The 14,117-nt window shown below is 75.0% G+C and carries 15 protein-coding genes and 1 riboswitch; of the genes, 9 read left to right on the top strand and 6 right to left on the bottom strand.

Features of this window, described 5'->3' with window-relative positions:
• Positions 1 to 60: 60 nt before the first annotated feature.
• The 3 genes from ACN20G_RS20040 (at position 61) to ACN20G_RS20030 (ending at position 2,713) form a co-directional block, all read left to right on the top strand.
• Positions 61 to 474, top strand: a complete 414-nt coding sequence (locus ACN20G_RS20040; protein WP_424214174.1) for a DUF3040 domain-containing protein — start codon at positions 61 to 63, stop codon at positions 472 to 474.
• Between the two features lie 143 nt (positions 475 to 617).
• Positions 618 to 1,244: a DUF4126 domain-containing protein gene (locus ACN20G_RS20035; RefSeq protein WP_424214173.1), complete on the top strand. Its 627-nt coding sequence runs from the start codon at positions 618 to 620 to the stop codon at positions 1,242 to 1,244.
• A 44-nt stretch (positions 1,245 to 1,288) separates the two neighbouring features.
• Positions 1,289 to 2,713, top strand: coding sequence for a phytoene desaturase family protein (locus ACN20G_RS20030; RefSeq protein WP_424214172.1), 1,425 nt, complete (start codon positions 1,289 to 1,291; stop codon positions 2,711 to 2,713).
• A 25-nt stretch (positions 2,714 to 2,738) separates the two neighbouring features.
• On the opposite strand, the gene ACN20G_RS20025 is transcribed toward ACN20G_RS20030, so the two are convergent.
• The 5 genes from ACN20G_RS20025 to ACN20G_RS20005 all read right to left on the bottom strand — a co-directional run bounded on the left by ACN20G_RS20025 (position 2,739) and on the right by ACN20G_RS20005 (position 7,069).
• Complete coding sequence (locus ACN20G_RS20025) at positions 2,739 to 3,629, bottom strand: hypothetical protein (RefSeq protein WP_424214171.1); 891 nt, start codon at positions 3,627 to 3,629, stop codon at positions 2,739 to 2,741.
• A 42-nt stretch (positions 3,630 to 3,671) separates the two neighbouring features.
• Complete coding sequence (metF, locus tag ACN20G_RS20020; RefSeq protein WP_424214170.1) at positions 3,672 to 4,589, bottom strand: methylenetetrahydrofolate reductase [NAD(P)H]; 918 nt, start codon at positions 4,587 to 4,589, stop codon at positions 3,672 to 3,674.
• A gap of 96 nt (positions 4,590 to 4,685) precedes the next feature.
• Complete coding sequence (gene thiE / locus ACN20G_RS20015) at positions 4,686 to 5,339, bottom strand: thiamine phosphate synthase (protein ID WP_424214169.1); 654 nt, start codon at positions 5,337 to 5,339, stop codon at positions 4,686 to 4,688.
• A gap of 81 nt (positions 5,340 to 5,420) precedes the next feature.
• Positions 5,421 to 5,786 carry an Rv2175c family DNA-binding protein gene (locus tag ACN20G_RS20010; RefSeq protein WP_424214168.1) on the bottom strand — a complete coding sequence of 122 codons (366 nt, stop codon included), beginning with the start codon at positions 5,784 to 5,786 and terminating at the stop codon, positions 5,421 to 5,423.
• 83 nt (positions 5,787 to 5,869) lie between these two features.
• Positions 5,870 to 7,069, bottom strand: a complete 1,200-nt coding sequence (locus ACN20G_RS20005; RefSeq protein ID WP_424215598.1) for an NAD(P)/FAD-dependent oxidoreductase — start codon at positions 7,067 to 7,069, stop codon at positions 5,870 to 5,872.
• Between the two features lie 210 nt (positions 7,070 to 7,279).
• A riboswitch (TPP riboswitch) is annotated at positions 7,280 to 7,392 on the top strand.
• Here ACN20G_RS20005 and thiO point away from each other — a divergent pair.
• The 6 genes from thiO to ACN20G_RS19975 all read left to right on the top strand — a co-directional run bounded on the left by thiO (position 7,390) and on the right by ACN20G_RS19975 (position 13,258).
• On the top strand, positions 7,390 to 8,577 hold the full coding sequence (gene thiO, locus ACN20G_RS20000) for a glycine oxidase ThiO (protein WP_424214167.1): 1,188 nt from the start codon (positions 7,390 to 7,392) through the stop codon (positions 8,575 to 8,577). (Overlaps the previous riboswitch by 3 nt.)
• Positions 8,574 to 8,789, top strand: a complete 216-nt coding sequence (gene thiS / locus ACN20G_RS19995) for a sulfur carrier protein ThiS (protein WP_424214166.1) — start codon at positions 8,574 to 8,576, stop codon at positions 8,787 to 8,789. Before thiO ends, thiS begins: the two co-directional genes overlap by 4 nt.
• Positions 8,790 to 8,792: 3 nt before the next feature.
• Positions 8,793 to 9,611, top strand: coding sequence for a thiazole synthase (locus tag ACN20G_RS19990; RefSeq protein WP_424214165.1), 819 nt, complete (start codon positions 8,793 to 8,795; stop codon positions 9,609 to 9,611).
• A 128-nt stretch (positions 9,612 to 9,739) separates the two neighbouring features.
• Positions 9,740 to 11,743, top strand: coding sequence for a Stk1 family PASTA domain-containing Ser/Thr kinase (gene pknB, locus ACN20G_RS19985; RefSeq protein WP_424214164.1), 2,004 nt, complete (start codon positions 9,740 to 9,742; stop codon positions 11,741 to 11,743).
• 40 nt (positions 11,744 to 11,783) lie between these two features.
• A complete protein-coding gene (locus tag ACN20G_RS19980) occupies positions 11,784 to 12,644 on the top strand; it encodes a deoxyribonuclease IV (RefSeq protein ID WP_424214163.1) in 861 nt (286 codons plus the stop codon).
• Between the two features lie 71 nt (positions 12,645 to 12,715).
• The gene (locus tag ACN20G_RS19975; RefSeq protein ID WP_424214162.1) at positions 12,716 to 13,258 is read left to right on the top strand and encodes a DUF4396 domain-containing protein; all 543 of its coding nucleotides are present in this window, start codon (positions 12,716 to 12,718) and stop codon (positions 13,256 to 13,258) included.
• An 88-nt stretch (positions 13,259 to 13,346) separates the two neighbouring features.
• On the opposite strand, the gene ACN20G_RS19970 is transcribed toward ACN20G_RS19975, so the two are convergent.
• Positions 13,347 to 13,988: a sulfite oxidase-like oxidoreductase gene (locus ACN20G_RS19970; protein ID WP_424214161.1), complete on the bottom strand. Its 642-nt coding sequence runs from the start codon at positions 13,986 to 13,988 to the stop codon at positions 13,347 to 13,349.
• Between the last annotated feature and the right edge of the window lie 129 nt (positions 13,989 to 14,117).

Below are 14,117 nucleotides of genomic sequence, written 5' to 3'. Positions count from 1 at the left end.
CCTATCCTGAAGGGGACCCCCGGTCGCCGGCCCCGCGACCGACGGATGAGGAGGACTCCCGTGCCGCTCTCGGAGCACGAGCAGCGAATGCTCGAGCAAATGGAGCGAGCGCTGTACGCCGAAGATCCCAAGTTCGCGACAGCGCTTGAGGGAAGCGGGCTGCGTACGTACACCCGACGACGGGTGTATCAGGCGGTCGCCGGCTTTCTGGTGGGTATCGCGCTCCTCATGACCGGAATGGTGGTCGGTGCGACCGACCCCCTGTGGATCAGCGTCAGTGTGCTGGGCTTCCTCGTCATGCTGGGGTGTGCGGTGCTCGCCGTCACCGGGTGGCGCAAGGCCCCCAAGAACGGAGCGCAACCCGCGACGGACCCCACCGGCCGGGCCGCCCCCAGTGGGCGGCAGCGCCGGAACATGATGGGCCGGATCGAGCAGCGGTGGCAGCGCCGCCGCGACGAACAACAGGGGCAGTGAGTCCGCTCATCGCCCCGCCGACTCCCCCGAGGGGGTGACCGACACCCGTTCGGTCACCCCCTCGGGCGTCGGATCGCACACCACTCTTCCGGCGCACCGGACCGCCCTTGGGCGGGGCCCGCGCGCTGCGGCATGATGACCGGATGAGTGTGCTCCCCCTGGTCTTCACCAGTGGCTGGGCCAGCGGGATCAACGCCTACGCGGTGGTCCTCCTGCTCGGCCTGTTCGGCGCGAGCGGCGTGACCGACGAGGTCCCCGCCGCCCTCCAGCGCCCCGACGTGCTCATCGTGGCCGGCGTGCTGTTCCTCTGCGAGGTCGTCGCCGACAAGATCCCCTACGTGGACTCGATGTGGGACTCGGTGCACACCGTGATCCGCCCGCTGTCCGGCGCGGTGATCGCCGCCCTCCTCGCGGGCCAGAACGGCTCCCTGCCCGAGGTCGCGGCCGGCGCCGTCGGCGGTTCCACCGCCCTGGCCAGCCACCTGGTCAAGGCCGGCACCCGGATGGCCGTCAACACCTCCCCCGAACCCTTCAGCAACATCGCGATCTCCATCGCCGAGGACCTCGGCGTCGCCGGCCTGGTCAGCTTCGCGATCTTCCACCCGCTGCCCGCCGCGATCATCGCCGGGGTGCTGCTGCTCGCCGGGGTGCTGCTGGTGATCTGGCTCTGGCGCCGGATCCGCCGCTTCCTGCGCCGCCGCGCGCAGCGCCGCGAGGAACGGCGCGCCGCCGCCCTCCGCTCCGGACCGGTCCCCCCGCCCCGGGAGTGACCTGCGGTTCCGGGGCCCGCCGGGCACCCCGTTAGGCTCCTGGCATGGCACGAATTGCGGTGATCGGCGCCGGCACGGGCGCGATGGCGACGGCGGCGCGACTGGCGGTGGCCGGGCACACGGTGACGGTCCACGAGCGCGGCCCCGGCCCCGGCGGCGCCCTGGGCCGGTACTCCCGCGACGGGTTCTCCTTCGACACCGGACCCGGCCTGCTGACCCTGCCCGCCGTCCAGCGCGACCTGTTCGTCAAGACCGGCAAGCGGCCCCTGGAGGACCGCGTCGAGCTGGTGCAGGTGGACCCGGCCGTCCGCCACCTCCTGGCCGACGGGCGCACCGCCGTCACCCTCCCCAACGCCTCGCGCGGCGGGGTCGCCGCCGTCCTCGACACCGCCCTCGGCGCGGGCGCCGGCGCCCGCTGGAGCGAGTTCATGGTGCGCGCCCGCACCGCCTGGGACCGCAGCCGCCGGCCCCTGCTGGAGGAGCCCCTGTGGCCCAATTGGCGGGATCTGGCCGACCGCGACCCCTACCCGGCGCTGCGCGGCAGCGGGCTGCTGCGCCGCCGCCCGCCCACCCTCGCCGAGGTCGCCGACCGCGAACTGGGCCGCCCGCTCGCCGCCCTGCTCACCGGCGAGGCCCGCGCCCACGGCCTGGACCCGGCCCGGGTGCCCGCCTCGGCCGCGATCCTGCCCTACATGGAGCAGACCTTCGGCAGTTGGTACGTGCGGGGCGGGATGCGGGCCCTGGCCGAGGCCCTGTACGAGCGGTGCCTGGAGCGGCGGGTCGCGTTCGTCTTCGACTCCCCCGTGCGCGGGGTGCTCGTGGCCGACGGCCGGGCGGCCGGGCTGCGGCTCGCCGACGGCTCCGAGGTCCCCGCCGACCACGTGGTGTGCGCCGTGGACCCGCTGTCCCTGCCCGAGCCCCCGCCGGGCCTGCCCTCCCCCGACGCCGTGCCCCCGCGCGAGCCCGCCACGAGCCGGCAGAGCCTCTTCCTGGCCCTGCGCGGGCCCCGGCCCGCCGACACCGTCCACCGCACCCTGGTGCACGGCCCGGACTCCGCGGTCACCGTGCTGCGGCCCGAGGACCCGGCGTGCGTGCCCGACCCCGGGCACGAGGCGGTCACGGTGCGCACGAGCTGCCCGGCGGGCGAGCCGGGGGACCGCACGGAGGAGCTGCTCGCGGCGGCCCGCCGGGCGGTGCCCGACCTCGACGCGCGCCTGCTGTGGGCCCACCCGCACACCCCGACCGACGTGGCCGCCGAGACCGGGGCCCGGGGCGGGGCCGTGCCGCCGCCCGTGCTCGCCGGCGGCTCCGGCGCGTGGCTGTACCCGTCCAACACCGGGCCGCTGCCCGGCCTGTGGCTGGCGGGCGGCTGGGCGCACCCGGGCGGCGGGCTGCCGCACGCGGGGATGACGGGCGCGTTGGTGGCGGGGCTGATCGTGGAGGGCGCGGAGTTCCGAGGCTCGCGCTGAGCCGTGAGCCCTCCGCGCGGCGGGGTCAGGGGCGGTACTGGCCGTACTCGCCGGTGTCCTGCTGCGGGTAGCCCTGTCCGTAGGGGTCCTCGCCCCGGGCCTGCCGCGCCCACTGCTGCTGTTGCTGTTCCAACTGCTGCTGCTGGGCGGCGGCCTGTTGTCCGTACGGGTCGCCCTCGCCCTCGGTGCCGCGCTGTTGGGGCACCCAGATGCCGCCGGGCGGGGTGTCCATGCCGTACTGCGGGGCGTAGGGGTCCACGGCGTAGGGGTAGCCGCCCTGGGAGGCGTACTGCCGGTCATCCTCCCAGCCGCCGGGGTGGGCGGCCGGGGCGACGCCGGGGGCGTACTGGTGGGCGTCCTGCTCGGCGGTGGTGAAAGGGGAGGCGAAGGGCGCGGTGACCGAGGGGTCGCCGGCGGCCGGGGACCACACGCCGCGGTCCTCGTGCTCCGCGTAGGGCGCGCCGAGGTCGGTGCGGGTGCGGTCGGCGGCGTAGGGCGCGAAGGCGTCCGCGTCGGCGTCCCAGGCGGGCATCTCGGCGGTCTCGGGGGCGGGCGGGACGGGCGGGGCCGCCGGGCCGGCCGGGGCGGGGGCGCCGCCGCGGCGCCGGCCTCCCGAGGCGTGTCGCTCCCCCGTCGCGTCCTTCTTCAGCCGGCCCTTGCGGTCCCGGCGCAGGGCCCAGCCCGCCTCGAAGCCCTTGCGGAAGGAGAGCGTCACCACGGCCTGGCCGACGGCGAAGGCGGCCGTGCCCGCGCCGATGACGACCAGCGAGGACAGCAGCACGCCGGCGACGACGGCGAGGAAGCCCGCGAAGGCGAGGAGGCGCCACCGCAGGCGCGCCTTGTACTGGAGCAGCACCTCGGCCAACAGCCACAGCGCCACGGCGACGAACGCGCAGTAGAGGACCGTCATCCCCATGCCTGGCCCCTCTCGGTACGGCCGTCCACGGGTACGGCCGGATCAGGCCCGCGTGTGCAGACCCAGGTTCTCGTAGATCTCCAAGGTCGCCGTGGAGTTGTTCAGCGTGATGAAGTGCAGTCCCGGGACACCCTCGGACAGCAGTCGCGCGCCGAACTCCGTGGCGAACTCGATGCCAATGGAGCGTACAGCCGCCGGGTCGTCCTTGACCGCGAGCATGCGTTCTTTGACGGTCTCGGGGAAGACCGCGTTGCTGAGGGAGGGCAGGCGTTCGAGCTGTCGCGCGCTCACAACGGGCATGAGTTCGGGGATGATCGGGGTTTCGCAGCCCGCCGCGACGACCCGGTCGCGGAGCCGGAGGTAGTTCTCCGGATCGAAGAACATCTGGGTGATCGCGTAGTCGGCGCCGGCCCGGCACTTGTCCACGAAGTGCCGGATGTCCGAATCCCAGTCGGCGGAGCGGGGGTGCATCTCGGGGAACGCGGCCACGCCGACGCAGAAGTCCCCGGACTCCTTGAGCAGCCGGACGAGGTCGGCGGCGTAGCGCACGCCCTCGGGGTGCTCGACCCACTCGCCCATGGGGTCGCCCGGCGGGTCCCCGCGCACGGCGAGCATGTTGCGGATGCCGGCGTCGGCGAACTGGCCGATGACGTGGCGCAGCTCGGCGATGGAGTGCCCGACGGCGGTGAGGTGGGCGACCGGGGTCAGGGTGGTGTCGGCCGCGATCTCCTGGGTGGCCTTGACGGTGCCGCCCCGGGTGGAACCGCCCGCGCCGTAGGTGACCGAGACGAAGGAGGGGGCGACGGCCTCGACGCGGCGGAGCGCGTTCCAGAGGTTGCGTTCGCCCTTCTCCGTCTTGGGCGCCCAGAACTCGAAGGAGCACGAGGGCCGGCCCGAGGACAGCATGTCGCGGACCGTGCGGGCGCGGTCGGTACGGGTCGAAGCGGTTCCATGGGCCATGAGTGCAGGTTAGACGGGTCGCGGCGGGGTCCGAAGCGGTGTCCATTTGATGGACAGGTTTTTGGACACACGTCGCCCGAACACGCGTCGGGCCGGTCAGAGGGCGTGGGCGCGGATCCGGCGGGCCAGGTCGGCGGTGGCGGCGGCGGGGTCCTCGGCCTCGGTGATGGCGCGGACGACGACGACGCGGCGGGCGCCCGCTTCGAGGACCTCGTCGAGGTTGCCGGCGTCGATGCCGCCGATGGCGAACCAGGGGCGGTCGCCGGCGGTCTTCGCGGCGTGCCGGACGAGGTCGAGGCCGGGGGCGTGGCGGCCGGGCTTGGTGGGGGTGGGCCAGCAGGGGCCGGTGCAGTAGTAGTCCACGCCGGGCTGCGCGGCGGCGGCGTCCACTTCGGCGGGGGCGTGGCAGGAGCGGCCGATGAGCACGTCGGGGCCGAGGATCGCGCGGGCGGCGGGGACGGGGAGGTCCCGCTGTCCGAGGTGGAGGACGGGGCTGCCGGCGGCGTGGGCCACGTCGGCGCGGTCGTTGACGGCGAAGAGCCGGCCGTGTCGGGCGGCGGCCTCGGCGAAGAGCGGCAGGAGTTCGAGTTCCTCGCCGGCTTCGAGGTTCTTGTCGCGGAGCTGGACGATGTCCACGCCGGCGGCGAGGACGGCGTCGAGGAACTCGGGGAGGTCCCCCTGCCGGGTGCGGGCGTCCGTGCACAGGTAGAGCCGGGCGTCGGTCAGTGCGGCGCGGGCGGGCGTGGTCATCTGGCGGGTACCCCCTGGGCTGGCGCGCGGCGCCGCGCGGGCCCGGGTGGGCGCGCGCGGCGACGGCGTGGTGTGGTCCGGTTACAGGGCGAGCGCCTGGGCGCGGCGCTTCACCTCCGTGCCGCGATTCTCACTCAGGGCCTGGGCGGGGGTGCCGGGCAGGGTCGGGTCCGGCGTGAACAGCCATTCGAGGATCTCGTCCTCGGAGAAGCCGTCGTCGCGGAGCAGGGTGAGCAGTCCGGTGAGGCCCTTGGTCAGCTTGTCGCCGTCGATGAAGGCCGCGGGGACCTGCAGGGAGCGGTTCTCGCCGCGTCGGACGGCGATGAGCTGGCCCTCCTTGACGAGCTGGCGGACCTTGGTCACCTGCACGTCCAGCATTTCGGCGATGTCGGGGAGGTAGAGCCACGCGGGGACGAGCTCGTCGATCTTGGTGTCAATCTCGGTCACGGTGCCAAGCCTGCCGGCTCTCGCGGGGTGCCGGTAGCCGAGGGCCCCCGGCCGGGCGGACGGGGGCCTTCCGGCGGGGGTGCTCAGAGGGTGGGGACGGCCTTGAGGGCGACGCTCGGATCGGCGAGGACGGCCGGGTCGGGGCGGGCGCCGGACTCGATGAGCTTGCGGCCCTGGGCGAGGTCGCGGGGGCGGCCGACGCTGAGGAGGGCGCCGAGGGTGCCGTCGGGGCGCAGCCAGCACAGGGTCCAGCCGGCCGCCTCGGGGTCGGCGGGGTCGCCGCGGCGGACGAGGGTGTCGGCGGGGGTGTGGTGTCCGGCGTACTGGACGAAGCGGCCGAACTGCTCGGACCAGAAGTAGGGCACGGGGTCGTGGGCGGGCAGCTCGGCGGTGTCCGTGCCGGCGAGGCGGGCGGTGAGGTGCCGGGCGACGGTGCGGGGGCCCTGGAGGGCGTTGTCCCAGTGGTGGACCAGGAGGCGGGTGCCGTAGCGGGCGGAGGGGAAGGAGGCGCAGTCGCCGACGGCGTACACGTCGGGCAGGTCGGTGCGCAGGTGGGCGTCGGCGGTGATCGCGCCGTCGGGGTCGCGGGTGACGCCGGTGGCGGCGAGCCAGTCGGTGGCGGGGCGGGCGCCGATGCCGACGACGACGGCGTCGGCGGGGAGTTCGCGGCCGTCGGCGAGGCGGACGGCTCCGTCGGTGACGGACTCGACGCGGACGCCGGTGAGGAGTTCGGCGCCGGCCTCGGCGTACCAGCGGGCCATGGCGTCCGCGGCCTCGGCGGGCAGGGCGCCGGCCAGGACGCGGTCGGCGGCCTCGACGACGGTGACGGAGCAGCCGGCGGCGCGGGCGGCGGTGGCGAACTCGGCGCCGATCCAGCCGGCGCCGACCACGACGAGGCGGGCGCCGGCGGCGAGGATCGGGCGCAGCCGGCGGGCGTCGTCGAGGGTCCGCAGGAGGTGCACGCCGGGGCGGCCCTCGGTGCCGGGGAGGGTGAGGGGGGTGGCGCCGGTGGCGAGGACGAGGGCGCGGTAGGGCAGCGGGCCGGCGGTGGTGTCGACGGCGTGGTCGGCGGCGCGCACGGCGGTGACCTCGACGCCGAGGCGGAGGTCGATGTCGAGGGCGGCGAAGTCGATCTCGAAGGCGGCGGATTCGGCCTTGCCGAGGAGGACGGCCTTGGAGAGCGGGGGCCGGTCGTAGGGCTGGTGGGGTTCGGCGCCGAGGAGGAGGACGGGGCCGGTGTGCCCGACCTCGCGCAGGGCCACGGCGGTCTGCACCCCGGCCATGCCGGCGCCGACGACGATGACGGGGGCGGCCGGGTCCGGGGCGGTGCCGCTCGGCCGGGCCTGGTCCTGGGTCTGCGTGGTTGCGTCGCTCACGGGCCCAGCCTAGCCATCTGACGAACCATCAGGAATCCCGGGGGTGCGCGGCGCGCGGGCGGGGCCCGGGGGCGGGTGCCTTACCGGCCGTTCCGGGCGGGGGTTACGCTGGCGGTCGTTACCCATCGCGGGAGTCCGGGCGCACCGGACTGAGAGGGAGGCTGGCCGGCCTCCGACCGTACGAACCTGATCCGGGTCATGCCGGCGAAGGGAGGGGCTGGACGCCCATGCCATCCACCACGCACGCCCGCACCCCCGCGGGCGCCGACGTCCTCGTCATCGGGGGCGGCGTCATCGGTCTGGTCACGGCCTGGCGGGCGGCCCGCGAGGGCCTGTCCGTGACCGTGGTCGATCCGGACCCGGCCGGGGGCGCGGCCCGGGTCGCGGCCGGGATGCTGGCCGCCGTCACCGAACTGCACCACGGCGAGGAGACCCTGCTCGCCCTCAACCTGGCCTCCGCCGAGCGCTATCCGGCCTTCGTCGCCGAACTGGCCGAGGCCACCGGCGGCATGGACGTCGGCTACCGGGCCTGCGGCACCCTGGCCGTGGCCCTCGACTCCGACGACCGGCTGCACCTGCGCGAGCTGCACGCCCTCCAGCGCCGCTGCGGCCTGGACTCCGAGTGGCTCACCGGCCGCGAGTGCCGCCGGCTGGAGCCGATGCTCGCCCCCGGGGTGCGCGGCGGGCTGCGCGTGGACGGCGACCACCAGGTGGACCCGCGCCGGCTCGCCGACGCCCTCCTGGTGGCCTGCCACCGGGCCGGGGTCCGGTTCGCCCGGGTCTCCGCTGAGCGGCTGCTGACCGAGGGCGACCGGGCGAGCGGCGCCCTGCTGTCCGACGGCACCGCGCCGCGCGCCGACCGGGTCGTGCTGGCCGCCGGCAGCGAGAGCGGGCACCTGCCCGGGCTGCCCGAGGAGGTGGCCGTGCCGATCCGCCCGGTCAAGGGGCAGGTGCTGCGCCTGAGGGTGCCCACCGCCTACCGCCCGTTCCTCTCTCGTACCGTGCGCGCCGTGGTGCGCGGCGGGCAGGTCTACCTGGTGCCGCGCGAGGACGGGGAGCTCGTGCTCGGCGCGACCAGCGAGGAGCAGGGCTGGGACACCACCGTCACCGCCGGCGGGGTCTACGAGCTGCTGCGCGACGCCCACGAGCTGGTGCCCGGGATCACCGAGCTGCCGCTCGTGGAGACCCGCGCCGGCCTGCGCCCCGCCTCCCCCGACAACGCGCCGCTGCTCGGCCCGAGCGCCCTGCCGGACCTGCTGCTGGCCACCGGCCACTACCGCAACGGGGTGCTGCTCACCCCGATCACCGGGGAGGTCATGGCCGAGACCCTCCTCACCGGGGCGCTGCCCGAGCACGCCCGCCCCTTCTCGCCCCTTCGCTTCCCCGCGCCCGCACGTCAGGAGTTGACCGCATGAGCGACGCCGAGCACTCGATCACGGTGAACGGGGAGCCGCGCACCGTGGCCCCCGGCACCGACCTGGCCACCGTGGTCGCCGCGCTGACCACCGCCCCCTCCGGGGTGGCCGCGGCCCTCAACGAGACCGTCGTCCCGCGCGGCCGCTGGCCGCACACCCCGCTCGCGAGCGGGGACCGGGTCGAGGTGCTGACCGCCGTGCAGGGGGGCTGAGCCGTGGCCGACGACCTCCTCGAACTGGGCGGGCGCACCTTCTCCTCCCGACTGATCATGGGCACCGGCGGGGCGCCGAGCCTGGACGTGCTCCGGCGCGCCCTGGTGGCCTCCGGCACCGAGCTGACCACCGTCGCGATGCGCCGGCTGAACCCGAACGTGGCCGGCTCGGTGCTCGGCGTGCTGTCCGAGCTGGGCGTTCAGGTGTTGCCGAACACGGCGGGCTGCTACACCGCCGGCGAGGCCGTGCTGACCGCGCGGCTGGCCCGCGAGGCGCTGGGCACGGACTGGGTCAAGCTGGAGGTGATGGCCGACGAGCGGACCCTGCTGCCCGACGGGGAGGAGCTGCTGGCGGCGGCCGAGACCCTGGTGGACGACGGGTTCACGGTGCTGCCGTACACCAACGACGACCCGGTGCTGGCCCGCAAGCTGGAGGACGTGGGCTGCGCGGCGATCATGCCGCTGGGCTCCCCCATCGGCTCCGGCCTGGGCATCCGCAATCCGCACAACTTCGAGTTGATCGTGGAGCGGGCCGGGGTCCCGGTGATCCTCGACGCGGGCGCCGGCACCGCCTCGGACGTGTCCCAGGCGATGGAGCTGGGCTGCGCGGCGGTGATGCTGGCCTCGGCGGTGACCCGGGCCCAGGAGCCGGTGACGATGGCGGAGGCGATGCGGCACGCCGTGAAGGCGGGCCGGCTGGCCCACCGCGCCGGCCGGATCCCGACCCGCCGGTTCGCCCTGGCCTCCTCCCCCGTCGAGGGCCGGGCCGCCCTCGACCCGGAGCGGGACCGCGACCACGACCCGGAGCTGCCCGCGTTCTGATCGGCCCGCGTCGCGCGCCCCGAGGGGGCCGGCCGCCGGTCGCGATCGGGGGTCGGCCTCGTCACAGCCCGGCTGCAAGCCCGGCCGGTGCCGGCCGGGGTCGGGGGCGGTCCTCGTAGACTCTCCGCGTGGACCAGACCCTTGAAGACCCTCTCGTCGGGCGCGTGATCGACGGCCGGTACCGCGTCGACGCCCGGATCGCGGCGGGCGGCATGGCCACGGTCTACCGCGCCGTGGACCTGCGCCTCGACCGCGTGCTCGCCCTGAAGGTGATGCACCCGCAGCTCGCGGCCGACGCCGGGTTCGTCGACCGGTTCATCCGGGAGGCCAAGTCGGTGGCCCGGCTCGCGCACCCCAACGTGGTGGCCGTGTTCGACCAGGGCGCCGACGGGCCCTTCGTGTACCTGGCGATGGAGTACGTCTCCGGCTGCACCCTGCGCGACGTGCTGCGCGAACGCGGCGCGCTGCGCCCCCGGGCCGCCCTGGACATCCTGGAACCGGTGCTGGCCGCCCTCGGCGCGGCCCACCGGGCCGGGTTCGTGCACCGGGACATGAAGCCCGAGAACGTGCTGATCGGCGACGACGGCCGGGTCAAGGTGGCCGATTTCGGTCTGGTCCGCAGCGTGGACGCGAACACCAACACCACCGGTTCGGTGCTGGGCACGGTCTCCTACCTGGCCCCCGAGCAGATCGAGCACGGCACGGTCGACGCCCGCGCCGACGTGTACGCGTGCGGCGTGGTGCTCTTCGAGATGCTCACGGGCGGCAAACCGCACTCCGGCGGCAACCCGGCCCAGATCCTCTACCGGCACCTGCACGAGGACGTGCCCGCCCCCTCCACCCTGGTCCCGGGCCTCGCGCCGGCCCTGGACACCCTGGTCTCCCTGGCCACCGCCCGGGACCCGCGCGGGCGCCCGGCCGACGCGGCCGGGCTGCTGGGCCGCTCGATCGAGGCCCGCTCGCGACTCTCGGAGCAGGAGCTGGACGCGGACCCGCCGGCGGCCCGCGCCGAGTCCCACGCCGGGTCCGAGGACCGCACGGGCGTCATCCCGCGCCCCATCGCCGCCGGCCCCGTCGGCGTCGGTCCCGGCGGCGACGCGGAGGCCCGGACCGGGGTGCTGCCCCGGATCCCGGCCGAGGGCCCCGGGCACGGCCGCGAGCACACCTCGCGGCTGAGCTCGCTGCCCGTGGAGTCCTACGGCGCCGACCACGCCCGACCGCCGGCCCGGCCGCGCGGGCGCGGGCCCTCGCGCGGGGTGTGGGCGGTGATCGTGGCGCTGGTGCTGATCGTCGGCGGCGGCGCCGGGGTCTGGTACATCTCCTCGGGCCAGTTCACCCGGGTCCCGCACCTGCTGAACAAGACGGAGGCCGAGGCCGGCAAGGCCCTGGACGCGTCCGGTCTCGGCGTGAACCGGATCGACCGGAAGTACAGCGACAGCTTCCCGCGCGGCACCGTGATGGAGACCGACCCGGCCGGCGGCGCCCGGATCCGGGGCAACGGCTCGATCACCCTGGTGATCTCGCGGGGTCCCGAGACGGTGGCCGTGCCCGACCTCAAGGGCATGACCCTGGACCAGGCCAAGGCCGCCCTGAAGAAGGCCGGACTGGCCGCCGGGGTGGTCTCGGACGCCTTCTCGGAGGAGTTGCCGAAGGGCTCGGTGGTCTCCAGCGATCCGCGCGGCGGGGCCATGAAGGCCCCGGACTCGGCGGTGGCGCTCGTGCTGAGCAAGGGCAAACCGGTGCCGGTGCCGAACGTGGTCGGGCAGCAGCCTGACCAGGCGAAGGCGGCCCTGGAGGCCCTGGGGCTGAAGGTGACGGTGGCGCCCGAGCAGGTCGAGTCCGCGCAGCCCGCCGGCGCCGTCGCCGTGCAGGACCCGGCGGCCGACGCCCAGGCCGCGGCCGGGGACACGGTGACGCTGACGGTCTCCAAGGGCCCCAAGCAGGTGCCGGTGCCGAGCGTGACCGGGCAGAAGGTGGACGACGCCCGCAAGGTCCTGGAGGCCGCCGGGTTCACCGTGAAGGTGGACCGGCCGCTGCTGTCCTTCTCCGACACCGTCGACGCCCAGAACCCGGTGGCCGGCCAGAGCGCCCCCCAGGGCTCGCAGGTCGTCATCCGCACCAAGACCCTGTGATCACCGCTTTTCGGTGATCCGCGAACGAACGAGGAAGCACGTGCTGCGCAATCCGGTCGGCGGGCACGTGCCCGTCGCCGGCGGACTGGCGTCCGTCGGCCTCTCCTACGCCCGTGAGCTGGCCGCCGAGGCGGTGCAGGTGTTCGTGGCCAACCCGCGCGGCTGGGCCACGCCGGTGGGCCGGCCCGCCCAGGACGAGGCGTTCCGCGAGCAGTGCGCGGCGGCCGGGATCCCGGCCTACGTGCACGCCCCCTACCTGATCAACTTCGGTTCGCACACCCCGGCCACGGTGGAGCGCTCGGTGGAGTCGCTGCGGCACAGCCTGCGCCGAGGCCGGGAGATCGGGGCGCTCGGCGTGGTCGTGCACACCGGCTCGGCCACCGGGGGCCGGCCGCGCGCGGAGGCGTACCGACAGCTGCGCGAACACCTGCTGCCGCTGCTGGACGAGCTGACCCACCCCGAGGACCCTCGGCTGCTGCTGGAGTCCACGGCCGGGCAGGGCTCCTCGCTGTGCGGGCGGATGGAGGAGTTCGGCCCGTACTTCGACGCCCTGGACCGGCACGAGCGGCTCGGGGTCTGCCTCGACACCTGTCACGTGTTCGCCGCCGGGCACGACCTGGCCGAACCGGGCGAGGTGAAGCGGACCCTGGACGAGCTGGTGGACACCGTCGGGCCGGGCCGGCTGGGGCTGATCCACGCGAACGACTCGCAGGCGGAGGTCGGCGCGCGCCGGGACCGGCACGCGAACATCGGGCGGGGGCACATCGGGGCGGACGCCTTCGCGGAGCTGTGCGGGCACCCGGAGACGGCCGGGGTGCCGCTGATCATCGAGACGCCGGGCGGCAAGGAGGGGCACGCGGGGGACATCGCGCTGCTGAAGGAGCTCCGCGGAACTCATTGAGGGAATACCCCCGGGGGGTATACGGTTCACGTGTGCGTCGAACCGTCGCACCGTCACATCCGGGGGCTGCCGTGAACCACGAACACAGCACGCACGAGCACAGCACGCACGAGCACCACGAGCACGCACAGCACGAGCACGCGCACCACCGGCCCGGCCGCGCGCCCGTCTCCTGGGCCATGGCCGCGAAGGCCACCCTGCACTGCCTCACCGGCTGCGCCATCGGCGAGGTGCTCGGCATGATCCTCGGCACCGCCCTGGGCTGGGGCAACGCCGCCACGATGGTCCTGGCCATCGCCCTGGCCTTCGTCTTCGGCTACGCCCTGACCCTGCGCGGGGTGCTGCGCTCGGGCCTCGGGCTCGGCGCGGCGATCCGGGTGGCGCTGGCCGCCGACACCGTCTCGATCGCGGTGATGGAGCTCGTGGACAACGGGGTGATCGCCCTGTGGCCGGGCGCGATGGACGCGCACCTGTCGGACGGCCTGTTCTGGGTGGTGCTGGTCATCGCCCTGGCCGCCGCCTTCGTGCTCACCACCCCCGTCAACCGGTGGCTGATCGGCCGGGGCAAGGGGCACGCGGTGGTGCACGCCCACCACGGCGGGCACGCCCACTGAGCGGGCGGCCGGCGGGCGGTGCGACACGCGCGCCCCGAACACGCGGACGGCGCCGGCGGAACCCTCCGCCGGCGCCGTGCGCACACCCTCAGAACTCGGGCCCGTCCCCGGGCTCCTCCTGGTACGAATAGCGCTGTTCGCGCCACGGGTCGCCGATGTTGTGGTACCCGCGCTCCTCCCAGAACCCGCGCCGGTCGGCCGTCATGTACTCCACGCCCCGGACCCACTTGGGGCCCTTCCACGCGTAGAGGTGCGGCACGACCAGGCGGAGCGGGAAGCCGTGCTCGGCGGTCAGCAGGGCGCCGCCCTGGTGGGTGGCGAAGACGGTCCGCTCGGAGGCGAAGTCGGACAGCCGCATGTTCGAGCTGAACCCGTACTCGGCCCACACCATCACGTGCGTGACCTGCGGGGACGGCGGGGCCAGGCGCAGGATCTCGGCGGCCGAGACCCCGCCCCACTCGGCGCCGAGCATGCTGAACTTGGTGACGCAGTGGAGGTCGGCGACGACCGAGGTGAAGGGCAGCGCCGAGAACTCCTCGTGGTTCCAGCAGTGCTTCTCGCCGTCGGCGGTGGCCCCGAAGACGCGGAACTCCCAGCGTTCGGGACGAAATTTGGGAACGGGCCCGTAATGGGTGACCGGCCAGCCGCGCTGGAGCCGCTGCCCCGGGGGTAGCGCCGAAAGCGCCGGCTGCTCTGCGTCCGGCGTGACCCGGCTTTCCGGCTGACCCATGTCTCCATGGTGACAGACCCGGTGGGGTGGTCATGACCAGTCCGCGTCCGAACGGGCATTCCATGCCATCTCGCACTAAGGACGCACTTACTGGACGACCCCCGGCGGCGGTGGAAGGATGCGCGGCAC

Origin of the sequence: Streptomyces dryopteridis, assembly GCF_049606955.1 — a bacterium.
Taxonomy (GTDB): Bacteria; Actinomycetota; Actinomycetes; order Streptomycetales; family Streptomycetaceae; genus Streptomyces.
This window is presented reverse-complemented; position numbering and strand designations above follow the sequence as displayed.

Excerpts from the sequence above, each read along its gene's own strand:
- thiE (WP_424214169.1), bottom strand. The coding sequence starts at position 5,339 with ATGACCACGCCCGCCCGCGCCGCACTGACCGACGCCCGGCTCTACCTG.
- metF (WP_424214170.1), bottom strand. The coding sequence starts at position 4,589 with ATGGCCCATGGAACCGCTTCGACCCGTACCGACCGCGCCCGCACGGTC.
- ACN20G_RS20005 (WP_424215598.1), bottom strand. The coding sequence starts at position 7,069 with ATGGCCGGGGTGCAGACCGCCGTGGCCCTGCGCGAGGTCGGGCACACC.
- ACN20G_RS20035 (WP_424214173.1), top strand. The coding sequence starts at position 618 with ATGAGTGTGCTCCCCCTGGTCTTCACCAGTGGCTGGGCCAGCGGGATC.
- ACN20G_RS20025 (WP_424214171.1), bottom strand. The coding sequence starts at position 3,629 with ATGGGGATGACGGTCCTCTACTGCGCGTTCGTCGCCGTGGCGCTGTGG.
- ACN20G_RS19970 (WP_424214161.1), bottom strand. The coding sequence starts at position 13,988 with ATGGGTCAGCCGGAAAGCCGGGTCACGCCGGACGCAGAGCAGCCGGCG.
- thiS (WP_424214166.1), top strand. The coding sequence starts at position 8,574 with ATGAGCGACGCCGAGCACTCGATCACGGTGAACGGGGAGCCGCGCACC.
- thiO (WP_424214167.1), top strand. The coding sequence starts at position 7,390 with ATGCCATCCACCACGCACGCCCGCACCCCCGCGGGCGCCGACGTCCTC.
- ACN20G_RS20030 (WP_424214172.1), top strand. The coding sequence starts at position 1,289 with ATGGCACGAATTGCGGTGATCGGCGCCGGCACGGGCGCGATGGCGACG.